Genomic DNA, 22,554 nt, shown 5'->3' on the forward strand with positions numbered 1-22,554 from the left:
ATTATACTTTATTTCAATCTATAAAAATATGCAATTCAATATCTGTTAGTTAAATTACTTTAGCACAGTTCTTCAACTCTCTGAAATAAGATATCTCCATCTTTTCCATATTCATTTATGATTACTTTTGTAGCCTTGCTTTTTGGAATTAACTCATTATTCTTATCAACATAATGTTTCAGCAATCGAATACCACCATGAGGGTATTTACCGGTTTCAATCTCAATTTGAGGATCTTGATCTTGCTGCTCTGCAAGTACTTTCAGCTGTTGAAGAATTTTTTCAAAATGAATATGTCTCTTAAAGTCTATTTGTCTTTCCCTATTAATTGGATTCTCAAAATCCAATATTTCTTCATATAGAGTTATACAGATGACGCTATCTCCAATTCGTTCATTTGAGTAGCAGTTTTCAAAGCTTGCAAGAACTTCTTTCGAAACGTAATTATAATAGTCATTACCAAACCACATTTTTCAAGCTGAGCCTGCCCATATACCATTAATATAGGTATTATAACCAGGCATCTTTTCTACATTAACAATTTCTCGATTATTAAAACGAGGGTCTTTTTTCAGTGGTATATTTTTAAGTGATCTGCCTTTTGCTTTATAAATTTCTATTTGATGCATATTTTGCCAGAAATCATCCTCTAATATACTGACTTTAGCAGAAACACCACATTGTTCCATTATCTTGTCTACTAATAAATCAATAGATTGCTTTTTTTCTAAATATAAGTCGAGATCTAAGCAAGCACTCAAAATAAAGGTATTATGCACAATAGCACTTTTAGACACACGAATTTCATTTACTAAATGACTATAAGTTATTGAAAACTTATTATTATGGATGACGTTCTCAATAACTTGCAAAAATTCAGGCTCAGAATATTCTTTATCTATTTTAACCCTATCAGCTTTAATTATCATTTTATTTGGTATAATAAAATCAAAAAAATGAAACCATGTTTTTAAAGTATCTACTTCAATATTAGTGACCACTTTTATCGAGGCACGCATTTTATCATATCTCCTTTATCTCTAAGTTTATACCCATCTCAATCGCTTCATCTTGTAAAAGCTCTAAATCCAAAGTATCAAGTGTCCCTTTAGGAATTCTCAAATCCAGCGTTTTATTAGCTGATATATCACTAACAGTTATCTGCTTATCTAAATCATTTAGATATTGCAGAACTTGTTTAGTTGCTTTATCTCCTGTATAGGATGGCAATCTAGGATCAAGGCTTTTTAAACTAACTACCTCATTTCCTAGTTGAAAGTCAATTGTCGGAAACTTACCATCATAAAGTTGACCACAATTCCACCATTCTTGATACTCAGTTTTGGCTAAAATTTCTTCAATTTTATTACCGCCTTCTAGTTGAGGTAAATCCCAAATATCATCAAGTTCTTTTGTCAGTGCAGCTAATTCATCCGCATATTTCCCAACATCCGCCACATCTTCAGCTGCATCGCCAACCTTACCGGCTTTTCCTAATTTACCTAATCCTTTGGTTACCAAAATATCTAATGCGATATCCGGCACTGCTGCACCTATACTACACATTATACCTTTTTCTTCATACGTGTCACTGATATTTTGACCCATTCCTTCAAAAATCAGGCAGGGATCATTAAGAATCGTACCAATCGTTTCATTTGCCCCGTCAAGATAATCGAGTACTTCCTGAGGTGTTGAACCGAACGGGGCAGTAACCAAGTAAACAATGCCGCTAATCGTATAACATGACACATTTACAGCCATACTCCACAAACCTGAAACAATTCCCACGATGCCATCCCATACGCCTACAAGGAAACCTACATCTCCTTGACTCGCTGTGTTGAAAATATCACTGGCTCTTTCTTGCCAACTCGTATAGTGATCATACAATCTTTCAGAACGCGCTTTGTAGTCATCATCCGTGTTTTCAAAAGGAACAATTCGTTGGTTATAAATATCCCATAAATCTTGAATTTCATTCTTGATACACGCAACTATATAATGCACATCCTCTTCAATTTGATCCACGATTCGTTGATTGTGTTGACCACTTACAGAGGGTTCAGTTGTTGTCGTATAAGCGTTCGCAAAAGCATCATAGGTAGAAACATTACTTGAAGTGTTCACATAGGATTTCATCACCGAGATATAATTCGTTCCTTCAATTTGCCCCATGTTCATCCAAATATCATTTCGATCCACCTGCATAACAGCGCCGATTGCCTGCGGACGAATATAACGCCCCATATCCATCACATAGTCACAGATTAACACATAAATATCATTTACTTGTTCTTTATACGTATCAATGGCTTTTACTACTTCTGATTTACTTTCCCGAATCGCTTCTACACTTTTTCCCGACCCGTTTGCTAATTCCTTATCAATCAGTTGGACCGAACCCTTCATTTCTTCTAATGCCCGCATGAACTGATATAATGATTCCCGCACATCTTCCAGTACGCCAAAATTTATCCTCAAATCCCGTTTCATCTCATTACTCCTCCATTAGCCGGTGTTCATCGTATCAAAATTCATGCACTTCGTCATTCTCATGCTTCACTTTTGATTAGTATGGGTGAAAATCCACTAATTATCAAAGACCGTTTAGGACATGAAGATATTGAAACAACACTTGGTACTTACGGTCACCTGTATCCAAACAGCAACTTTGATGTTGCCAAGAAACTTAGCGGTGTCATTCACTTTGAACACTCGAAAACAAATCTTGACACTTCACCTAAAAATCAATTCACAAGAGACTATTTACGAAAAAACGCATAAAAAAATGCAATGCTTTATATAAAAAAGCCGTAAAACCTTGATATACAAGGCTTTACGGCTCTCCGACTACTATTCCCACTCCACCGTAGCTGGCGGCTTACTTGTCACATCATAAACCACGCGATTCACATGTTTGACTTCATTTACAATCCGAACAGAAATTTTCTCCAGCACATCCCATGGGATTCTTGCCCAGTCCGCTGTCATGCCGTCAATACTGGTGACTGCGCGGATTACGACTGTATGGTCATATGTCCGGCCGTCTCCCATTACGCCTACACTGCGGATGTTTGGTAAGGCTGTAAAATATTGCCAGATTTCGCGCTCCAATCCGGCCTCTTTGATTTCTTCACGAAGAATATAATCGGAATCACGCACGATTTCAAGTTTTTCTTCAGTGATTTCTCCTAGTACGCGAATCCCAAGTCCTGGTCCTGGGAACGGTTGGCGCCATACGATTGCATCCGGCATGCCTAGCTGGGTGCCAAGTGCACGTACTTCATCTTTGAACAGCGTGTTTAATGGCTCGATCAGTTTAAACTGCATATCTTCCGGCAAACCGCCTACATTGTGGTGAGATTTGATCGTTTGTGCGGTGGCTGTTCCACTTTCAATAATATCTGTATAAAGTGTACCCTGAGCAAGGAATTCTACACCGTCAAGTTTGCTTGCTTCATCGTCAAATACATAGATGAACTCGTTTCCGATGATTTTACGTTTTTGTTCTGGATCTGAAACGCCTGCTAATTTTTTCATAAAGCGGTCTTTTGCATCTACTTTAATGATATTCATGTTGAACTCGCCTTGCAAGGTGCTCATAACCTGGTCAGCCTCACCTTTACGAAGCAAGCCATGATCAACAAAAATACAGGTCAGCTGATCGCCAATCGCCTTATGGATCAAAACGCCCACGACAGAAGAGTCTACACCACCGGATAGGGCAAGCAGCACTTTCTTATCGCCCACTGTTTCTTGGATTTTTGCAATCTCTACTTCGATAAAGTTTTCCATCGTCCAGTCGCCTTTAAGCCCACAAATATTGAGTGCAAAGTTTTTCAGTAGCTCATTGCCGTACTCAGAATGGCGGACTTCTGGATGGAACTGCACGCCGTAAATTTTCCGTGCTTCATTTGCAATCGAAGCGATCGGACAAGATTTACTCGTTGCGATAATTTCAAAATCAGCGGGTGCTTCTACAACCAAATCACCATGGCTCATCCAAACCACTTGCTCATCTGGAAGTGCTGCGTATAAATGGCTTGGCTGCTCGACATGGATTGTCGCTTTGCCGTATTCGCGGTCGCTTGCAGGTTCGACTTTTCCACCAAAGTGTGTCGTAAGAAGCTGCATGCCATAGCAAATACCAAGAACTGGAATGCCCAAATCGAAAAGCGCCGGGTCACAGCGGAATGCGCCCTCATCGTAGACACTATTAGGACCGCCGGACAAAATAATGCCGCTCGGATTTAGTGCTTTCATTTCCTCTGCTGTAATCGTATGCGGGTGCAGCTCACTATACACGCCAAACTCACGAATACGTCTTGTAATCAGCTGATTGTATTGACTGCCAAAGTCCAGAACAATAATTTTTTCAAGATCCGTAAAATCTTTCATCTGTTGATCAAAACCACCTTATCTATAAAATTAAGCCGCTAAAAAAATCGGCTCATTCGTCCTTTCATACAAGAAAAGGACAAACTGCTTTGTCCTTTTCACGCTTCTTTCATTTTAACTTGTTATGTGCGAAGTTGCAACCACTCTCAGGCTTTTTTTATGAATTATCCTCATCACCAAGCATCTCAAGCGGCTCACTTTGGTTAATCTCACGTATAAGCGGTTCTGCCCGCTGAATGACCGCCCGGATTTCCTTATTGTCTAGTGACGCTTTGTGGTGGCCTTCATCCGTCCACATTTCAAAAACCGTCACACGATCAGGCGCCTCTTCTGAAACTCCGACAAAATATTCTAAACAGCTCGGAATTCCTTCTAAAATGGGGCCTGCTTCTAAAATAATTTCTGCTAAAGCTTTTCCCTCACCTGCATGTGCATGAAAAGTTGTCACTAGACCAAAACCAATCTTCATTTTGTCCCCCTCACTTCCAAAAGTCGTCGAAAATCGTGATTGCCATATGCCGTTTATGCTGTGTTTTCAAATACCAGTTTTCAATTTTTCGAGCTGCTTCTTCAGGGACTGCTTTTCCTTCCAAATAATCATCAATCTGATCATACGTCACGCCGAGTGCTACTTCATCCGGCAAAGCAGGCTTGTCCTCCTCTAAATCAGCCGTCGGTTTCTTCAAATAAAGATGCTCCGGACAGCCGAGTTCTTTTAACAACGCCTTGCCTTGCCGTTTATTCAAGCGGAAAATCGGATTGATGTCCGTGCCGCCATCGCCATATTTCGTATAAAAACCTGTGATGGCTTCTGCCGAGTGATCCGTTCCGACAACCGCTCCCTGATTCATTGCCGCAATCGAATATTGGGCTTTCATGCGTTCGCGCGCTTTCTCGTTTCCTTTGGCAAAGTCGCTCAGCTCCACACCCGCTGCTTTTAAAGTGGCTGCGCTGGCATCTACAGCCGCTTTGATATTGATGGTCATTCGCACATCGGGTTCAATAAACGTCAGGGCATCTTGTCGGTCCCCTTCATCAAATTGCTCCCCATAAGGCAGGCTGACAGCGATGAATCGATACTCGTCATCTCCTGTTTCTTCACGCATCTCCGTCATGGCAATCTGTGCCAATCGACCGGTCAGTGTGGAATCCTGACCGCCAGAAATTCCCAGAACAAGTGATTTAATAAATGGATACTTCTTTAAATAGCTTTTTAGAAAATCGACGCTTTTGCGGATTTCTTCTTGGGGATCGATTGTCGGTTGTACTTTCATATTAGCCAAAATTTGTTCTCTTAATTGCATGGATACACTTCCTCCTCTAATTTACGAAAGCGACTTGCTATTTTCAGTTTTCCCGAAAAGCAAGTCGCCAAACCCTGTGATTAAAACGGCATTTCAAGGTCGATCGGCGAGTGAATTCGTACGCTTTTTCTTACCTTTTCAATGTTGCGCATTTTATTTTTCCAACAACGAACACTTAAATCGACCGGATATTGTTCTGGTCGAACAGTTCGCTTATACTCATCCCAAAGCAGCGCCAAATTTTCCTCTTTATATGCTTTAATTTCTTCCAAGGACGGTTTTTCATAGACTAGCTTGCCATCAGTAAAAATGGGCACGAGCAATTCACGTGCTTGGAAGTTCCGAACGGTTTTTGTGATGTAAGTATGCACGGGATGGAACATCGTCAGTTCCTTCATCCCCTCAAGCGTCTCATCCTCAAGTGCAATGTAGTCGCCTTCTGCTTTTAGACCGCCTTCATTGGTAATGATTCGATAGACCTTTTTCTTGCCTGGTGTAGACACTTTTTCTGTGTTGCTAGATAGCTTGATGGAGTCCTGCAATACGTCATTCTCATCCGCGATCGCCGCCATTTTATAAACAGCGCCAAGTGCCGGCTGATCATAAGCCGTAATCAGTTTTGTCCCAACACCCCACGAATCGATTTTTGCCTTTTGTGCTTTTAACGAAAGAATCGTATGCTCATCTAAATCACTTGAAGCAAAGATTTTCGCATGAGGGAAACCTGCTTCATCCAGCATTTGCCGCGCTTTCTTCGATAAGAATGCCATGTCACCGCTGTCTAGACGAATCCCAATAAAATTGATTTTATCACCGAGCTCTTTGGCCACTTTGATGGCATTGGGGACGCCAGATTTTAATGTATCATATGTATCAACAAGGAAAACGACATCACGATGCGTAGTGGCATAACTTTTGAAAGCATCGTATTCATCGCGATAAGCCTGCACCATGGCGTGGGCCATCGTACCGGAAACCGGAATGCCGAAAATTTTTCCAGCGCGCACGTTGCTTGTCGAATCACAGCCGCCGATATAGGCCGCACGTGTCCCCCAAATCGCCGCATCCATTTCCTGCGCTCGTCTGGTGCCAAATTCAGCCAATGATTCATCCTCGACGACACTGCGAATGCGTGCTGCTTTGGTGGCGATCAGCGTTTGAAAGTTCACAATGTTGAGGAGTGCCGTTTCGATCAGCTGTGCTTCTGCAAGACTTGCCTCCACTTGGACGATCGGTTCTGTTTTGAAAACAAATTCACCTTCTCGTGCCGCACGAATCGTTCCTTTAAAGCGGAAATCCCGCAAATAATCTAAAAATGGTCCATCAAAGCCTAACTCATCGTGCAGATAGGCGATATCGGTATCCGTAAAACGCAAATTTTCCATGTAGTCGATGATTCTTTCCAAGCCAGCAAAAACGACGAAACCTGAATCGAACGGCATGTCGCGGAAAAATACCTCGAATACACTTCTTCTTTCATGGAGTCCATCATCAAAATACGCCTTCATCATGTTCAATTGATAGAGATCCGTATGTAATGTCAGACTATCATCTTTAAACAATTTTGTCATTTGTCTGCTCCAATCCTCTATGGTTCATTCGACCAATACGTCATAATACCCTTATAATAGCACAAATTGCCTGCCCGAACTAGTGTAAAGACACCCGCCCCAATTGAAAAAGAACCTGCCAGAAACGGCAAGTTCTCCTTATTTTAGATCATCTTTGATTTGTGTGGTGGATATCCCTTCTGTCCGCGAGAGATAGATGACTTCGCAATACCCTTTTAAAAAGTCAAATTCGCCTTCCCAGTCGCTTCCCATCACAAAGATGTCGACATGGTATTTTTCAACATCATTGACTTTTTGTTCCCAATTTTCTTCTGGAATCACTTTATCCACATACCGAATCGCTTCCAAGATCAGTTTGCGATGCTCATAACTGTGAAAAGCTTCCTTATGCTTGATCCGATTGAATTCATCCGTCGACAGTGCCACGATCAGATAATCACCTAGCGCACGTGCTCGCTTAAGCAGCTCGATGTGTCCCCAGTGAAGCAGATCGAAAGTACCGTAAGTAATCACCGTTTTCATGCTTTCTCCCCCTTACAGCTTATCTTTCAAATAATGCACCAGCCGTTTGCCAGACTCCCCATCTGCAAATTTGTTCCATTTTTGACCAAAATGAGCAATTTTTTTCAAATCGGCTGCTTCTTTTTTGATTGCCTCTACAAGCTCTTCTGTCGAGCGGTAGACTGGTCCTGGTATCATTTTTTCAAACCCTTGTACTAGGCCGCGTTCTTTGTCATATTTTTCTAAATCAGGTGCAAAAAAATAAATCGGCCGTTTTAAAAGCGCAAATTCAAATGGCGTAGAAGAATAGTCCGTCAGCAAAATATCGCTTGCCGCCAGTACTTCTTTCATTGGCAATTGACTATCCAGTAGCAAAATATTTCCCTTTGCTTGCGGAAGTTCGACATTTCCACTAATCGCCGGATGCAACTTTAAAAGCAGCTGATAATCAGCACCTAGCATGTCTGCTGCTTTTTGAACATCAAGTAATAACTGCGGACTATCCAGCTCCTGATCCCGAAAAGTCGGTGCATATAAAACTGTTTTCCGTGAGCCTGTCGCCCATTTCGCCCGGTAATCGGACCGCGTCTTTTCGATTTTTTCCTGATCAAAAAAATAATCCGTACTCGGCACGCCTAATTTCAGAAAGCGCGAGTCATCCTCGATTAGGAACGATCGCTTAAATATTTTTGTCATTTCGTCAGATCCCACTAACACATGTTGAAAAGACCGATAAACCGCTTTAAAACGTTTTTGGTCACTTTCACTGCGAGCAGATACTGTTTTATCTTCCCATGCAAAGCGTTTTAGGGCTCCATCTGCATGCCAAATTTGCACACAGGTCACATCAGTTCGCCATTCAACAGATGCAAGTTCAGGAAAATAATTATCAATAATGACCACTTTAGCCGTATTTAAATGATACAGACGAGAAACCAGATTCTTTTTTGTTAAGGGAATCATCTGGATAAAATTCCGCGCAAATTGGCTGCTGTCAAGCCGAGGATCATAATAGACGATCGTTTCCGGCGTAAAATGTTCTGCTTCCATATCTTGAAAAAGCTGCTCCGGATTATCAGAAAAGCTGATCATCATGACCGTCTTAGTTTGCAATTTGAAATGGCGGAACAGTTTCGAGCATAGCGTGGCCGCCAACATATAAAGGGATACGAGTAGTTTGTTCAAGATTATCATCTCCTAGTTTCAAGTCTCCCTTTTGTAAAAACGCAGTGCAAGACAAAACCAGCACTGCGCATCAAGCTAAATTAAATATTCCATGCCATGACCGTTTTGCCCCAAGGACTCCGCAAATCAGATTCAAATGCTTCAATGACATCCTGAATACTGCGCACATCGTGAATTTCCCCTACAAGGTTAGCCAAGTATTCCACCGCACGTCGATTATTCGCTAAAAATTCCACTGTTTTCTCGAAATCATAGACCCCACTGCGGCTGCTGCCATAAACGGTCAGCCCTTTTTCAAGTACCATCCGGGTGTTAAATTCGATTGGATACTCAGAAACACCTAGAAGCGAGATCGTGCCTTCCGGGCGGATGAGATCAATGATTTGGCTCACTGCATACTGACTGCCGCGGCCTCCTGCACATTCAAATGCCTGATCAATCACCAAATCATCCGGAATGCTATCAATATTATAAGCACCATCTACAAACGAGAAAAAGTCCAGCTTATACGGTGTTTTACCAAAAATGTAAACTTTGCTGTCTGGATAATAGTTTTTCAAAAGCAGTGTCATAATAAAGCCTAAATTACCGTCGCCCCATACCCCAAATGTCCCGCGGTTCTGGTTGCCGCGTGAATCAAATCGAAGTAGCGCATGTACGGCAACAGAAATCAGCTCAGAAAAAGCAGCCACTTTCATATCTATTCCCTCAGGCAAAACAACCAGCCGATCACGCCGAATAAAAACATTATCCTGCATCAGCCCATCAAATCCACTGGAACGAAATTTCGATGTCTGCAAATAATTTTCTGCAATAACAGGGTCCTTTTCCATGGGCGTATTAGGAACCATGACAACTTTGGTGCCAATTGGAAATTCTTTTTTCGCATCATAGACCACTTCGCCGACGCCTTCATGAATCAGCGCCATAGGCAATTTTTTAGCGAGGATCTCTTTGCCACGCGAGCCCGTATAGTAGCGCTGGTCTGCCGCACAAATGGATAAATGAGTGGGCCGAACTACGACAACATCTGAAGATAATTCTTCCTCTACATTGCTCACTTCAAATTGACGTTCTGAAACGAGACGATACACCTGATTAATCATTGTTTATCCGCTCCTGTACAATCGCACCTGCTACCTGAAGATCATAAGGCGTCGTAATCTTAATGTTGAAAATTTCCCCCTTCACCAGGCTTACTTTTTCACCGGCGAGCAAGCAAATCTTACAAGCATCCGTTAGAATTGCTTTCTTTTCATCTGAAAGGTCATTGTAATGCTTCATGATCATTTGCATATTGAAGCTTTGCGGTGTTTGACCTTGATACATATGGTCACGCACCGGAATGTCAGTAATAAAATCATGATTGCTGCTTTCAACGATTGTATCAGTTGCCGGAATGACCGTATCTACCGTGCCGTATTCTAGGACAGCATCAATATTTTCTTCAATAATTCGATGCGTTAAAAATGGTCGAACGGCGTCATGCGTAACCAGCACATCATCATCATTCAAGCCATAATTTTTTTCCACAAAACGAATTCCGTTCATAATCGTTTCATTACGATCTGATCCGCCTTCAATGACAAGTACGCGATCATCTGAAATATATTTTTTAAGAATATCTTCTGTGTGATTCATCCATTCTTTCGGACAAGCCACAAAGATTTTTTCAAAACGTGCATTCAAGATAAATTTTTCGACAGTATGGACGATTACGGGTTTATTACTCAGTGGCAAATATTGCTTAGGCATGCTGACATTGCCCATTCGTGTTCCTTTACCGCCTGCAAGGATTTCTGCATAGATCATTTTTCTATTCTCCTTCATTTCTAAAGTTTCTAATTCACATAAATTCATTTTAACATAAAGTATCAAATTTAACAGTGGTAAAGCAAAAGACACAGCATTAAGCTGTGCCTTTCCGGAAATACCTTTTCAGCAGATAACCGCCGAGCAGAATGAGTATGCCTAAGCCAAACATGATCAAGCCGATTTTAAGCCCCGGCGTATGATAGTTCAGTTCGATCTTGTGCGTTCCTTTTTCCAAGGAAAGCGTCATAAAGCCATCATCCAGTACAGGGGTCAGCGCTGTTTTTTCTCCATCCACATAAGCTGTCCAGCCTTTACTATACGGAATGGATAAGAATAAGTCGCCCTTTTCTTTCGCGGTAATCGTACCTTCAATCTGGTCATCGGTCTGCTGCTTCACTTCCAGTTCAGAAGTGGCTAATTCATGAATACGTTGATCAAATGCGTCCAAATCCAGTGCCGCAACTTTAAAATGATTCCAGCGGTCACTGTCTTTTTTCACTACGATCGTCACTTTCACCGGCTCATTTTCATAAGTTCCCAGATCGGCCACTCGACCATCCAGTGAAGTTTGATAAACCGAAAGCAGCTTGCCATTCACATAGACCTGTGTTCTTGTATTCGGATCCCATGTAAAAGCATATTGATCATTTGAAAAATACAGCTGTTGCCGCCCTGTAACATTGAATTCAAAGCTCAGTTTGGCCTCCTTACTATCGGCATCCTTGTTGATCACTAGGTTGCCATTTTGATAGGAAAAAGTCCCGCCTGTCATACTAATTGGACTGACATCCAAATAAGAAAAATAATTTCTCGGCTGATCGGCATCACTAAAGAGAATATTCTGGCGATCAAAATACCCCATCTGCGGATCATTTAGAGCCTGCTCCAACTTCTGATAATCTGCATTCATCATAAAACCAATGCCAAGATTATTCTGGTTCTCCTGCAGAACAAACGGCTCGTCTGTCGCTACATCCTGATAGCCATATTTTTCAATGTTATAGCTCGGTTGCGTCAAATTATACCCGACATTGAAGAGCGCATCTGTTACCAGCGTTGATCCTGTATAACGCATCCAAACCTTAGATGGAGAGGTACTAAAGCCAAGTTGCCCCAATGACTCGTTCAGATTCTTTTGCGTCATTGTATTATAATTGGTCACACCGTCAAACCCGTAGCGGAAGGAATCATTATTCGAATAGGTGCCTGTATTCATCTGACCAATTCGCTCATATGGCTCTTTTTGTTCATTGAAAGCTTGATAAAGAGTCGTTTTCTGCTCACTATCCTGCCAAAACTCAGCTTTCGACTGCGCCGGATAAGCCAAATTCGACTGATAGGTATTAAAGCTAAAATCGAACACAAAAATAATGATTAAACCAATCCAAGCTAGATTCCGAACATTTTTTATCTGCAGCAGCGTCAAAAAGACGACCATGACAATGATGATAAAAATATTTACCTTTAACAAATCGGCAGTTATCAGATCCGGCTCTTTCATGGAAACGAAATAAACGACACCAATTAAGACAATGCCTGCGAGCCATATCCAAATTTTTCGGACTTCTGAAAAATGCATGAACGTTCTGGCCGCCATAATAATCAGAAAAGCCGACAGCAAGAAAATAAAACGATACGGCCAGCCATTTGGCAGTGCAAAGCCGTGCATTGCATAATAAAGTCCCTGATTTTGCGTTGCTAGAACGAAAAACAGCGAGCCTAGCACCCATAGAATTTTACTTTTCCAAGGGATGGCACGATTAAAAAGAAAAAGTAGCACGCATAATAAGGCTAAAAGACCGATATAATCATTCGGCGCATTATTCGCGGAATCCACCATTGGGAATGTCACACCGCTAAAAAGTTTGGCCAGCGATCGAAGCGGATCGGTCATGAGTAAGGAGGTGTAGTCAATTTGACTGTCCATACGCGGCTGGGCAAAAATATCTGTCACAACGGGAACAATCACTGGAGCTGCCAGTAAGGCCGCCGTAATCCCAGATATAGCAAACCCGACAAGCGAAATGAAAAACTGCTTGATGGCTCCTTTTTGCCAGTGATGAAGTTCCAAATAGCGAATCAACCAGTAAATAGAAGTTCCGATGGCAACCATATAGCCCATATAAAAATTAGTGATAAAACTAAAAGCAAGCGCCAAGATAAGCAGTATATATTTTTTATTCTTAAGCAGATGCTCCACACCCAAAAGAACAATTGGGAAAGCATACACGGCATCAAGCCACATAATATTCGACTGATAAACCACCACATAGCCGCAGAGCGCATAGGCTGTTGAAAATAGTAGCAAGGAATAAAATTTATCCTTATAGTGATGGCGCAAATATAGCATCATTGTCATACCGGACATAAACACCTTGGCCCAGAAAACAAATTGCATGAAGTAGACAATGTGATCCTTTTGGAATAGCACGACTAAGAAGGAAAACGGCGTCATCAAATAATAGCCGATCAAAGAAAATGTCCCCAGTCCCAAGCCGCCGGTAAATGTGTACGACCAGTTGGCCTGCCCTGTAAGCAGATCGTAGAGCAGATAATGATACGAGACATATTGACTTTTCAAATCCGCCGCAAGAAACGTTGCATCCCCACTTACACCGATCCCCAGATACGTTTGAATTGCAATGACAAGAAGCATCGGCAAGAGTCCGGCAAGCGTTAAAAGCAGCAGACTGTTCGCTTTTTCCATCCATACCTTTTGAAGCTTCTTTCTCATCATAAAGAGGATTCCAAGCTCCACGATTATGACAACAAGCGGTAACAGCCACACGGAAAGTGTATGTTCAATGACCGCAATGTAACTGAGCAGGAGCGGTAAATATAGCCATCCCCCGAGAAATATGAGCGGCAGGTTACGAAACAGTGGTCGCACCCGATAGATCACTAAAAATAGCAAAATCCCGCCCGCAAAAGGAATGGTTAGCGCCCAAACTGGCTCTGCTTGCTGCAACACACAAAATAACAGCCAATTGAACAAAAAGGAGGCAGCTACAGCCATTTCTGTCTTTCTTTCAATCATTCATCTACCTCCTCGGTTGATTTAGAAAATAAATTTCATTGCATTTGATCAGCGGTTTATCTGAATTCAGTCGAACCGCTTTATATAAAGCATTCGTAGTTTGTCTGTAAAAACCTAGATACCACTGCAGGGAATTATAATGCAGCGAATTACATAAAAACTTGCCAAAGCGCATATAATCACGCCTGAACTCTGCATGATGCCGAATAAGATGATAGTTTTCGATAGGTATCTCTACAAATGGGTAACCTAAGTCAATTAGGCTTGAAATCACCTGTTTAGGAAAGCCTTCCAATCTCGAATACATCTTGTTAAGGAAAATATCCGCCTCATCAAACGCCTGCTGCTCTATTAAATCTTGAAATGCAGGCCCGATATATGCACGGATCATATAGTTCATTAAGTTCACATCAAAATCCTGATTCATTAAACGAATTGTGCAATATTGCCGCTCTAACTCACTCCAAGCTGAAAACGTCTCAAAAACCTGCTCCAGTTGAAATTCTTCTGGCAATTCCACCTTTGTATAAATCTCCAAAATACTTTGCTTCACAATCTGCTCGCTCGTACGGAGCATTTCAAAAACAAGTCGATCAATCCGATCATCCTGATTCATTTTAGCTAAAGTTTCTTGCACCAATGCCGTTTTAAACATGGTAAATTGATAGCACTCAGGGAAAACGATTTGCGGATCCTGTTCAAGAAAAGTCGGCATGCTTAAATCAACTTCTTCTGTAAACCTCAAGTCTTCCGTTTCCTCAAAATCCAGATTTTCACTGTTCATTTTCGTAAATGCTGGATTGATTTGAAAATAATGAATCTCGTTTTCAAAAATGGCCTCGCCAAACTGCTGGATGAAGGAAGCGATTTGTTTATACGCTATTGCCGCTTTTGTCTCTTGAAAAAAGACGAATGGGGCATTGACCGAATCCATGTCATGTCGAATTTCTGCAATCGTTGTGGTTCGTTTTGCAGGTATAAATTGGTAGATCATTTCCCATTCCTCCTATCCACATATCTCTCAATGAATCGTTCAGTGGAATGTCCATCTAAACTTGCGACAAATTTTTGACGAAACGCAGCTAATTTTTCATAATCATAATGTTGCTGCTGAATAGCTGTAATCAGACTATCTGTCGTTTTAAAAATATCACCTGGCACCATTGTTTTATAGTCAAAATAAAACCCGCGTTCATCAAAATAATCATCAATATCGTAACTAAAGAAATACATGGGACGATTCATCAAGCTATATTCAAAAATAACAGAGGAGTAGTCGGTAATCAGGATATCGCTGAACAGCATCAAGTCATTAATATCCGATGTAGGATCCGGCATAATAATAAATGGATCATCACTGTCAATATTGAGAGAAATATTTTTAATCATCGGGTGGAATTTCAAAATCATCACATATTCATCCTGTAATGCCTCTTTCATTGCCTTTAAATCCATAACAACGCTATAATTTTTCCGCTCATCTGGTCCACCTCTAAAAGTAGGGGCATACAAGATCGCCTTTTTCTGCCGCAATACAGGATATCTTTTGCGATAAATTTCTCGTTTATAAGCTTTGTAATCTTCATCAAAGAAAACATCCGTCCGCGGAACGCCGATTGGAATAATCGCTTTTTCAGGCTTATGAAAGGCCTCCGCATATTGCGGAATAATTTCTTTTGAACTGATCAGCACTTCGCTATACGGAGAATGGGCTTTTTGTTCAAACTCTTCTGTATTGGAGTCCCCGGCACCTAAAGCACTGAATCCAAATTTTTTAAACGCGCCTGTCGCATGCCAGGACTGAATGACATTCGTTTTACGATTGAAACGGAGTCCATAGATTTTATTATAGTAGTCATCCAGCACAACCGTCCGAACTCTTCCTAACACATAGTAGAGCTGTAGTGTTTCAAACCAGCTTCTATTTTTTTGAATAAAAATATAGATGCGTTCTTTGCGCTGATTTTGGAACATATAATCATAAATAGAAAGTAAATTCCCCTCCAATTTAGTGCTCCGTTCGGTCGCTAACGCAAGCTGTTCCTTTCGTGGCATCCAGCTGGCCATACGGAAAACTACTTTTCGACCAAGACCTCTAATTAACCGCGGTGTATTTAGCATAACGCGAATCATAAAACGAGTGGAAAGTTTTTTAGCTTTTTTCCATTTATTGTGGAGGATAATATCTGTAGCTGCAATCGTATATACTGGGTAAGATTTATGGAAAGCTTTTTGCTCTTCTTCCGTTTGGCGCGACCAAAGATAGGTAATCAACGCCCGATAATCATCTCTAGCTCCTTTTTGAATGTAATTCACACGATCGATCATACTGTACATCAAAAAGTATCTGAAAGAAGGAATCAAATTTAAAAATTCATCCGATTTTGTTTGAAACCAGCCTAGTATCATTTGGTAACAAGTTTTTTGAAAATCTTTATTCTTGCTCTCTGTTGCTGCTTTTAAAGAAGCCCATAGTTCCACACTGGAGACCCGCTGATAATATTTTAAAGCCACTTCTTTCGCTGTTCCACTCTCTTTGATTTCGCGTTCTCCAAAGTCGAATACATCAAAAACCGCTTGCAGTATTCGCACTGGATCCTTCCCAATCGACTGTGTAATCGACTGTGACTCCCCTTCTCTCAATCGGTAATAATACACGACTTTTTCAACCGTATAGATTTTTTTAGCATTTAAAAGTGTATGGAGAACAAACGGCTGATCCTCCCCGTAACGAATCGATTCAGGAAAAAAACGGCCCTCAATCAAAGAATGGTGATAAAGTTTCGCACATGGACCAATCGAATAGAATAATTCCGGATTTTTTTCAATATTTTTTTCCCCTGGTTTAGCAATATTGTACTGGACGTGCATCGGAATAAACCATTCGTCCGTAGAATTGAAACGTTTTGTAGCCCCAGTAACTAACTGTGCTCCGTGCTCTACCGCCCCTTGGTACATCAATTCTAATGCATGAGAAGGAATGAAATCATCGCTATCGACAAAACAGATGAATTCTCCCGTTGCCAGTCGCAAGCCGTGATTTCTGGCAGCAGCCGGCCCAGCATTTTCTTGTTCGATCAACTTAAAATTGGGATGACTAGCTTGAAAAGACTTCGCTATCTCAACCGTCTTATCTTTTGAACCATCATCAATCAAAAGTACTTCAAAATCCTGAAAAGTTTGATTCGCAATACTTTCCAGCGTTTCTAAGATGACATCTTCTACATTGTAAAGCGGAACAATGATACTGATGCCTTTTCTATCTGTACTCAACATAATAATTGACTTCTCCTAACTTTTTCCATATCAAACCAATTTTAGCGATTTATTCACGTTTAGTCAATTATCCTTAGTTCCCCTTGTTCTAGTACATCTAATAGCTTATAATGAGAACAGAAAGATAAAACTTCGGGTTTTTATAGAAAAAGACCAGAATCAGGAGGATTATAAATGAAAGTTAGAAAAGCAGTCATTCCAGCAGCTGGACTTGGTACTCGATTCCTGCCTGCCACAAAAGCGATGCCGAAAGAAATTCTGCCAATCGTCGACAAGCCGACTATCCAATATATCGTGGAAGAAGCAGTAGCATCCGGCATTGAGGATATTTTAATTGTTACAGGTAAAGGAAAACGTGCCATTGAGGACCACTTCGACTCAGTGCCAGAACTTGAAGCGAATCTTCGCGAAAAAAACAAGCTGGAACTTCTCCATCTTGTTGAAGAAACAACGAACATTAACCTGCATTTTATCCGTCAATCTAAGCCAAAAGGATTAGGAGATGCCATTTTACAAGCAAAAGGATTTGTTGGGAACGAACCTTTTGTCGTGATGCTTGGCGATGATATTGTTCAGGCAAAAGTTCCTTGTGCGAAACAACTGATTGATCAATATGAAAAAACACATAGCTCCGTCATCGGTGTTCAAACTGTTCCTCATGAAGAAACGTACCGTTACGGAATTATCGACCCTGCTGATAAGTACAGCGAACGCCTATACAATGTAAAAGGATTTGTTGAAAAACCAAAAGCAGACGAAGCGCCATCTGATTTGGCTATTCTAGGTCGCTACTTACTTACCCCGCAAATTTTTGACTATCTTGAAACACAAACAGCTGGTGCGGGCGGCGAAATCCAATTAACAGATGCCATCAATCGCCTAAACGAGATTCAGCGCGTATTTGCCTATGATTTTGAAGGCATTCGTTATGATGTCGGTGATAAATTCGGCTTTATTCAAACCACCATGCAATTTGCCCTACAGCATCCAGAAATTAAAGAGGATGTTCGTACATTAATTGATACGCTATATGCCGAAATTCACCAAAAAGATAAAAAATCCAAATAAAAAATCTTACTATTTCCGCTCTCTGTATAAGTTTATGCAGAGAGTTTTTCTTTTCGTTATAATAAAAATACGACATGGCTGTCCAATAGTTTATCAAGCTAAAGCCATCGTATAAATTTTTATTTTCCCTCTGTCAAACTTCTTGGTAGTGAACAGTCTGCAAGTCGCGGTTTTCTTGCTTCATACATCTTTTATCTTAAATCAATCACAAAAATATACAGATAAAAAGACTTTTTTATTCATTTCTTGCCTGTGTTTTTTAAGTAGTTGAAAACTTTATGTTCTATTATTTTTGATTATAACGCTTACATCGTTTTCCAATATGACTTTTCTCCCTATCTTATGATAAAATTGAAACAGTAAATGATAAGGAGAATCCATATGAATATTTACGCAAAAAACATTATTCTTGATGAAGAAAAAAAGAAATGGCTTTTTTCGGGCTCAACAGAAGCTAAAATTATGAAAGCATTCGCTTTTTACCATAATGATGAAATGTTTAAACATCCCGCTAGTAAAGTAGAGCTTGTTATAAAGCAAACTGATAAGCAATTTGATCTCATGGTTGATTATGAGGAGATTAAAAACCTTTCTTCTTCCTCTGCATCATCTCTTTGGCAGTTTCAGCTTTACTTAGAAGATGGTACTAAACAGTTGCTAAAGACTGATGGCCCCATTCGTTATGAAACTTTAAAACAACCAAATTCATTGTTTCAACAACATTTCGGCTTTCCAGAGGGTATTCTAACTTTACAGGTCGAAACTGCTCCCTTTAAAGCGGTTCTTAACGAAATAAAAATTGTAGACCAATGCTTTAGTGGCATTATTCAAGTTACTCCTTCACAAAAATTAAAACAAGCTAAAATGACCTTATTGTTAAAGAAAAGATTAAAAGCTGAAATATTCCCACTTTACGAAGATTATCATCGTATCGCGCCTATAAATTCCGACTTTGATCAAAATCATTTTGTTATTCAGCCTACTGAATTACCCTTAAAATTTCTTCATGATGAAATAAATTTTTTAGATATGCATCTTTTTATTGAATTTGGCCATCACTCTCTGACATTACCTGTTCAAGCAGATTCTGAAATCAAACAACAAATTGGGCGTCAGATTATATTAGGCCACCCTTACTATAGCGTTTTAGAGCCCTATGTAAATAATTCTAACCAAATTTCATTTTATTTTAAGCAAAGCAATCAAAAAATTATTACAGCTAAAAGCATTGAACAAAAGGATACGTACCAAAAGTTACAAATTATCTCACCTGTGAAGCTGTTTTCTCCACAACTAGTGCTAAAAAGGCGGGATATTAGATGGAGCAGTTTTGATTACCAAACTGAAATTAGTTGGCCACTGAAAAAAAATTTAAAGGGTATATATACCGCCACAATTCCCGAAAACGAAATAATTCAACTATCTGAATTCCCTAAAGAAGAGGTCTGGGATTTATTTGTTCGATCAGATGGAAGTTGTGATTACCCATTATTTGTTACAGAATTAAAGTTAACACAAGAAGCCCCTTCTTTTTATTTAGCCAATAACAAATTGGCCGCATCATATTTGCGAAATGAAAAAGGGAATTTAGCCTTACAGCTTTCTCCATTACCAATGAAAGCTCCTAATAACAAAAAGATACCAAAAATTGCCTTGCTTGGTTCCGAAACAAGTCATTCTGTTTTTCAGACAACACCCTACTTTAACCCTGATGCTCCATTATTCTTTGACTTATGCTTGAGCCAGCTTGATATTTCGATTATTAGTCTGCAATCAGCACCGATTGAAACGGCTTCATTTGAGCTTGACCAACTAGATGCAAATTTACAAGCAGATCTACAAAAAAACTTTTTCCAAAAACTCGAACAAGTAAATACTGATTATCTATTGCTTGATTTTATGACTGATAGTATCTATCCAACAATTTGGTTGAATGAACACTCAGCGATTACGCTATCAAAAACAATCGAAAATAGCCCTCTCTTTGATCAATTAGTTGTTTCGCAAGTTATTGACCATTCCTATGAAGCGATTTTTTTCAAAAAATGGTGCAATTATATCGAACAATTTTTAGAAAGCATTAAAAAAATCATTCCTGAAAAAAGAATTATTTTAAATCGTGGTGGTTTTACCTTAAATTATTTAGATAAATCACGTAAAACTACTACATTTAAAAATAAAGCTGAACTTCAAAAAGCTAATCTTCTATTAGACGACATGAATAATTATTTTCTCAAAATTGCTCCATTTTCNNCGCGTCGTTGATTTAAGAGGAATTGATTATCCAGCTAATAGTCAGCACCCTAATCTTTTAGCACCAAATCATTTCATTTCTAAGTATTATAAAGATGTCTTAAAAGAATTGCTTTACATTGATAATACCAATATATTATAAACTAACAAGCTCTAAAATATTTAAACTGATTATAAACGAAAACAAGGTCTCTTCTTTTCAGAAAAGACCTTGTTTTTTATTTCTGCAACATTAAGAGAAAATGCTCATTAAAGAAACCCCTGTGGCTATCAAACTACCAAAAAAGATGGTAAGTCCAAATAAACCTGCAAGCATAAATCGATCCACTATTGTCAACTTATATTTATTTAAATCAGGATTTTCATGATGCTTTTCTATTGGCTCTTTTTGGCCTGCTTTCTTCTCAATTTGATAATTCTTCTTGAAGGTTCTAGACTGTGTGTTAAACCATTTTACAAAGTCATCATACAGGCTAGCAATTTCATCTGCGTCGCCCTGCTCTCTAACTTCCCCATAATGCATCCAAATGATTTTATCGCAGAGAGACTTGACTTGGCTGAGTGAATGGCTGACAAATACGATCGTCTTGCCACGTGCCTTAAATTCATTGATTTTATCCACACATTTTTGATAAAAAGTTTGGTCCCCTACTGATAGTGCTTCATCAATCACTAAAATATCCGGATCAATATGCACGGAGATGGCAAAGCCCAGTCGCGACTTCATCCCGCTTGAATAATTTTTTACAGGCTGATTGATAAAATCACCTATATCAGCAAAGTCAATGATACTTGGCAAGAGCCGATCAATTTCTTTATTTTTCAAGCCATGCATTAAACATTTCATGCGGATGTTCTCAAGCCCTGTTAGCGGTCCTTTTAGCCCAACATTAATCGCAATCAGAGAAGCCTCACCATTGATTTCCACTTCTCCTTCAGTGGCCGGAATGACGCCTGAAAGGATGCTTGAGATCGTCGATTTACCGGAACCATTGATGCCGATAAGTCCCACTGTCTCCCCCTCATGAATTTCAAATGAGACGTCTCTTAAAGCCCAAAATGTCGGGCTTTTTTTATTTTTAGGACGAAAAAGCGCCTTTAAATTATCGGATTTATTTTGGAATAGGTCATATTCCTTGCTGACATGACGAAATGCCACCTTTACTTTTCCTGCCATTTCGATTCCTCCTAGACAAAGTCAACGAAGCGTTCACGGAATTTCATATGAAGCGTCGCGCCGACAAATAAGAATAATGCGGTAATTAGCCAGAAATAAATGGTATAGGATGGCGTCTCCCAAAACCACTGATTCATTAAAAAGGTATTACGGAAACCGTCAATCAGATACATCAACGGGTTCAGCTTCAAGATATTGTACGCCCATGCAGGCAAGAGATCTGGAATATTCCAAACAATCCCTGTCAAATAGAACAACACGCGCATCAGACTTTGCAGCACGAAAGCATGGTCGCGAATCAGGACCGTCACTGTTGCATTAAAGAGCGAAAAGCTGAACAAGAAGAAAATCATCGCGATAAAATAATAAATGAACTGCACCCAATGAATGGTGATTGGCGTGCCTTTGATGAGAAAAATGCCCAACATGATCGCTAACATGACAAAGTAACTCATCAGATTGGAAACGATCGTGATATTTGGCAAAATGCTCATTGGAAAATTCATTTTTGATACGAGATGAATCTTGTTATAGATGCTGTTTGTTCCTTGCAACACAACGTTATTAATGAAAAACCATGGTACAATTCCGGCAAGCATCCATTCAAGGAACGTGACATCGCCAGAAATACTTTGAGAACCGCGTAAGCCATAACCAAATACTAAATAGTAAATCGCAATTTGAATGAGTGGGTTCAAAATCTCCCACAATAATCCTAAATAATGGCTTTGATAGTTCGCTCGATCCTCATAACGAGAGATTCGCACCATCATCGGTGTATATTTAATTTGTTCCTTAAGTACAGTCAATACTTGTCTCACAAAAACACTTCTTTCCAATCATTTTATTGCGGAATGATCCGTCTTTATCGCTTCAAATAGGTTTAATCGCACCTCTCCTGTCTTAGAAGCTATGCTTGCCGTTGTGATTTATTGGATGGTATCTTATGTCAATTCTGCCTACAAC

At 39.9% G+C, this 22,554-nt stretch carries 18 protein-coding genes and 1 pseudogene; 3 read left to right on the forward strand and 16 right to left on the reverse strand.

Annotated elements, in window-relative coordinates; translation table 11 throughout:
* Positions 1–59: 59 nt before the first annotated feature.
* Genes CS921_RS08965 through CS921_RS08975 form a run of 3 tightly spaced genes read right to left on the reverse strand, consistent with a single transcriptional unit; the run spans position 60 to position 2,496 of the window.
* Positions 60–470 carry a hypothetical protein gene (locus CS921_RS08965; protein WP_099223079.1) on the reverse strand — a complete coding sequence of 137 codons (411 nt, stop codon included), beginning with the start codon at positions 468–470 and terminating at the stop codon, positions 60–62.
* Between the two features lie 3 nt (positions 471–473).
* Positions 474–1,019 (reverse strand): hypothetical protein, encoded by a 546-nt coding sequence (locus CS921_RS08970; protein ID WP_099223081.1) that lies wholly within the window; start codon positions 1,017–1,019, stop codon positions 474–476.
* A 4-nt stretch (positions 1,020–1,023) separates the two neighbouring features.
* On the reverse strand, positions 1,024–2,496 hold the full coding sequence (locus CS921_RS08975) for a hypothetical protein (protein WP_099223083.1): 1,473 nt from the start codon (positions 2,494–2,496) through the stop codon (positions 1,024–1,026).
* A 15-nt stretch (positions 2,497–2,511) separates the two neighbouring features.
* Between CS921_RS08975 and CS921_RS08980 the strand changes: the two are divergent.
* Positions 2,512–2,787 (forward strand): annotated as a pseudogene (locus CS921_RS08980) (tyrosine-type recombinase/integrase); the annotation flags it as partial.
* A 69-nt stretch (positions 2,788–2,856) separates the two neighbouring features.
* On the opposite strand, the gene guaA reads toward CS921_RS08980, so the two are convergent.
* The 11 genes from guaA to CS921_RS09035 form a co-directional block, all read right to left on the reverse strand.
* Positions 2,857–4,401 carry a glutamine-hydrolyzing GMP synthase gene (gene guaA, locus CS921_RS08985; protein WP_099223085.1) on the reverse strand — a complete coding sequence of 515 codons (1,545 nt, stop codon included), beginning with the start codon at positions 4,399–4,401 and terminating at the stop codon, positions 2,857–2,859.
* 157 nt (positions 4,402–4,558) lie between these two features.
* On the reverse strand, positions 4,559–4,870 hold the full coding sequence (locus tag CS921_RS08990) for a putative quinol monooxygenase (RefSeq protein ID WP_099223087.1): 312 nt from the start codon (positions 4,868–4,870) through the stop codon (positions 4,559–4,561).
* Between the two features lie 10 nt (positions 4,871–4,880).
* Positions 4,881–5,705 carry an ammonia-dependent NAD(+) synthetase gene (gene nadE / locus CS921_RS08995; RefSeq protein WP_099223089.1) on the reverse strand — a complete coding sequence of 275 codons (825 nt, stop codon included), beginning with the start codon at positions 5,703–5,705 and terminating at the stop codon, positions 4,881–4,883.
* Positions 5,706–5,785: 80 nt separating this feature from the next.
* Positions 5,786–7,276: a nicotinate phosphoribosyltransferase gene (locus CS921_RS09000; protein WP_099223091.1), complete on the reverse strand. Its 1,491-nt coding sequence runs from the start codon at positions 7,274–7,276 to the stop codon at positions 5,786–5,788.
* A gap of 138 nt (positions 7,277–7,414) precedes the next feature.
* Entirely contained in the window at positions 7,415–7,798 is a 384-nt protein-coding gene (gene tagD, locus CS921_RS09005; protein WP_099223093.1) for a glycerol-3-phosphate cytidylyltransferase, read from the reverse strand.
* A gap of 12 nt (positions 7,799–7,810) precedes the next feature.
* Positions 7,811–8,962, reverse strand: a complete 1,152-nt coding sequence (locus tag CS921_RS09010) for a CDP-glycerol glycerophosphotransferase family protein (RefSeq protein WP_162921735.1) — start codon at positions 8,960–8,962, stop codon at positions 7,811–7,813.
* Between the two features lie 80 nt (positions 8,963–9,042).
* On the reverse strand, positions 9,043–10,068 hold the full coding sequence (locus CS921_RS09015) for a ribitol-5-phosphate dehydrogenase (RefSeq protein ID WP_099223095.1): 1,026 nt from the start codon (positions 10,066–10,068) through the stop codon (positions 9,043–9,045).
* Positions 10,061–10,774: an IspD/TarI family cytidylyltransferase gene (locus CS921_RS09020; RefSeq protein ID WP_099223097.1), complete on the reverse strand. Its 714-nt coding sequence runs from the start codon at positions 10,772–10,774 to the stop codon at positions 10,061–10,063. Before CS921_RS09020 ends, CS921_RS09015 begins: the two co-directional genes overlap by 8 nt.
* Before the next feature lie 97 nt (positions 10,775–10,871).
* On the reverse strand, positions 10,872–13,814 hold the full coding sequence (locus tag CS921_RS09025; protein WP_099223099.1) for a YfhO family protein: 2,943 nt from the start codon (positions 13,812–13,814) through the stop codon (positions 10,872–10,874).
* Between the two features lie 4 nt (positions 13,815–13,818).
* Positions 13,819–14,808: a hypothetical protein gene (locus CS921_RS09030; RefSeq protein WP_099223101.1), complete on the reverse strand. Its 990-nt coding sequence runs from the start codon at positions 14,806–14,808 to the stop codon at positions 13,819–13,821.
* Positions 14,805–17,090, reverse strand: coding sequence for a bifunctional glycosyltransferase/CDP-glycerol:glycerophosphate glycerophosphotransferase (locus CS921_RS09035; RefSeq protein WP_099223103.1), 2,286 nt, complete (start codon positions 17,088–17,090; stop codon positions 14,805–14,807). Before CS921_RS09035 ends, CS921_RS09030 begins: the two co-directional genes overlap by 4 nt.
* 174 nt (positions 17,091–17,264) lie before the next feature.
* Between CS921_RS09035 and galU the strand changes: the two genes are divergently transcribed.
* Positions 17,265–18,158: a UTP--glucose-1-phosphate uridylyltransferase GalU gene (gene galU, locus CS921_RS09040; protein ID WP_099223105.1), complete on the forward strand. Its 894-nt coding sequence runs from the start codon at positions 17,265–17,267 to the stop codon at positions 18,156–18,158.
* Positions 18,159–19,772: 1,614 nt separating this feature from the next.
* A complete protein-coding gene (locus tag CS921_RS15940; protein ID WP_476738462.1) occupies positions 19,773–20,423 on the forward strand; it encodes a DUF6270 domain-containing protein in 651 nt (216 codons plus the stop codon).
* Between the two features lie 220 nt (positions 20,424–20,643).
* Here the strand turns inward: CS921_RS15940 and tagH are convergent, their stop codons facing one another.
* Together tagH and CS921_RS09055 are read right to left on the reverse strand one after the other, a co-directional pair.
* Positions 20,644–21,588 (reverse strand): teichoic acids export ABC transporter ATP-binding subunit TagH, encoded by a 945-nt coding sequence (gene tagH / locus CS921_RS09050; protein WP_099223109.1) that lies wholly within the window; start codon positions 21,586–21,588, stop codon positions 20,644–20,646.
* A gap of 11 nt (positions 21,589–21,599) precedes the next feature.
* A complete protein-coding gene (locus CS921_RS09055; protein WP_099223111.1) occupies positions 21,600–22,409 on the reverse strand; it encodes an ABC transporter permease in 810 nt (269 codons plus the stop codon).
* Positions 22,410–22,554 lie beyond the last annotated feature (145 nt).

The sequence above is a fragment of the Listeria costaricensis genome (genome assembly GCF_900183385.1).
Taxonomy (GTDB): Bacteria; Bacillota; Bacilli; order Lactobacillales; family Listeriaceae; genus Listeria; species Listeria costaricensis.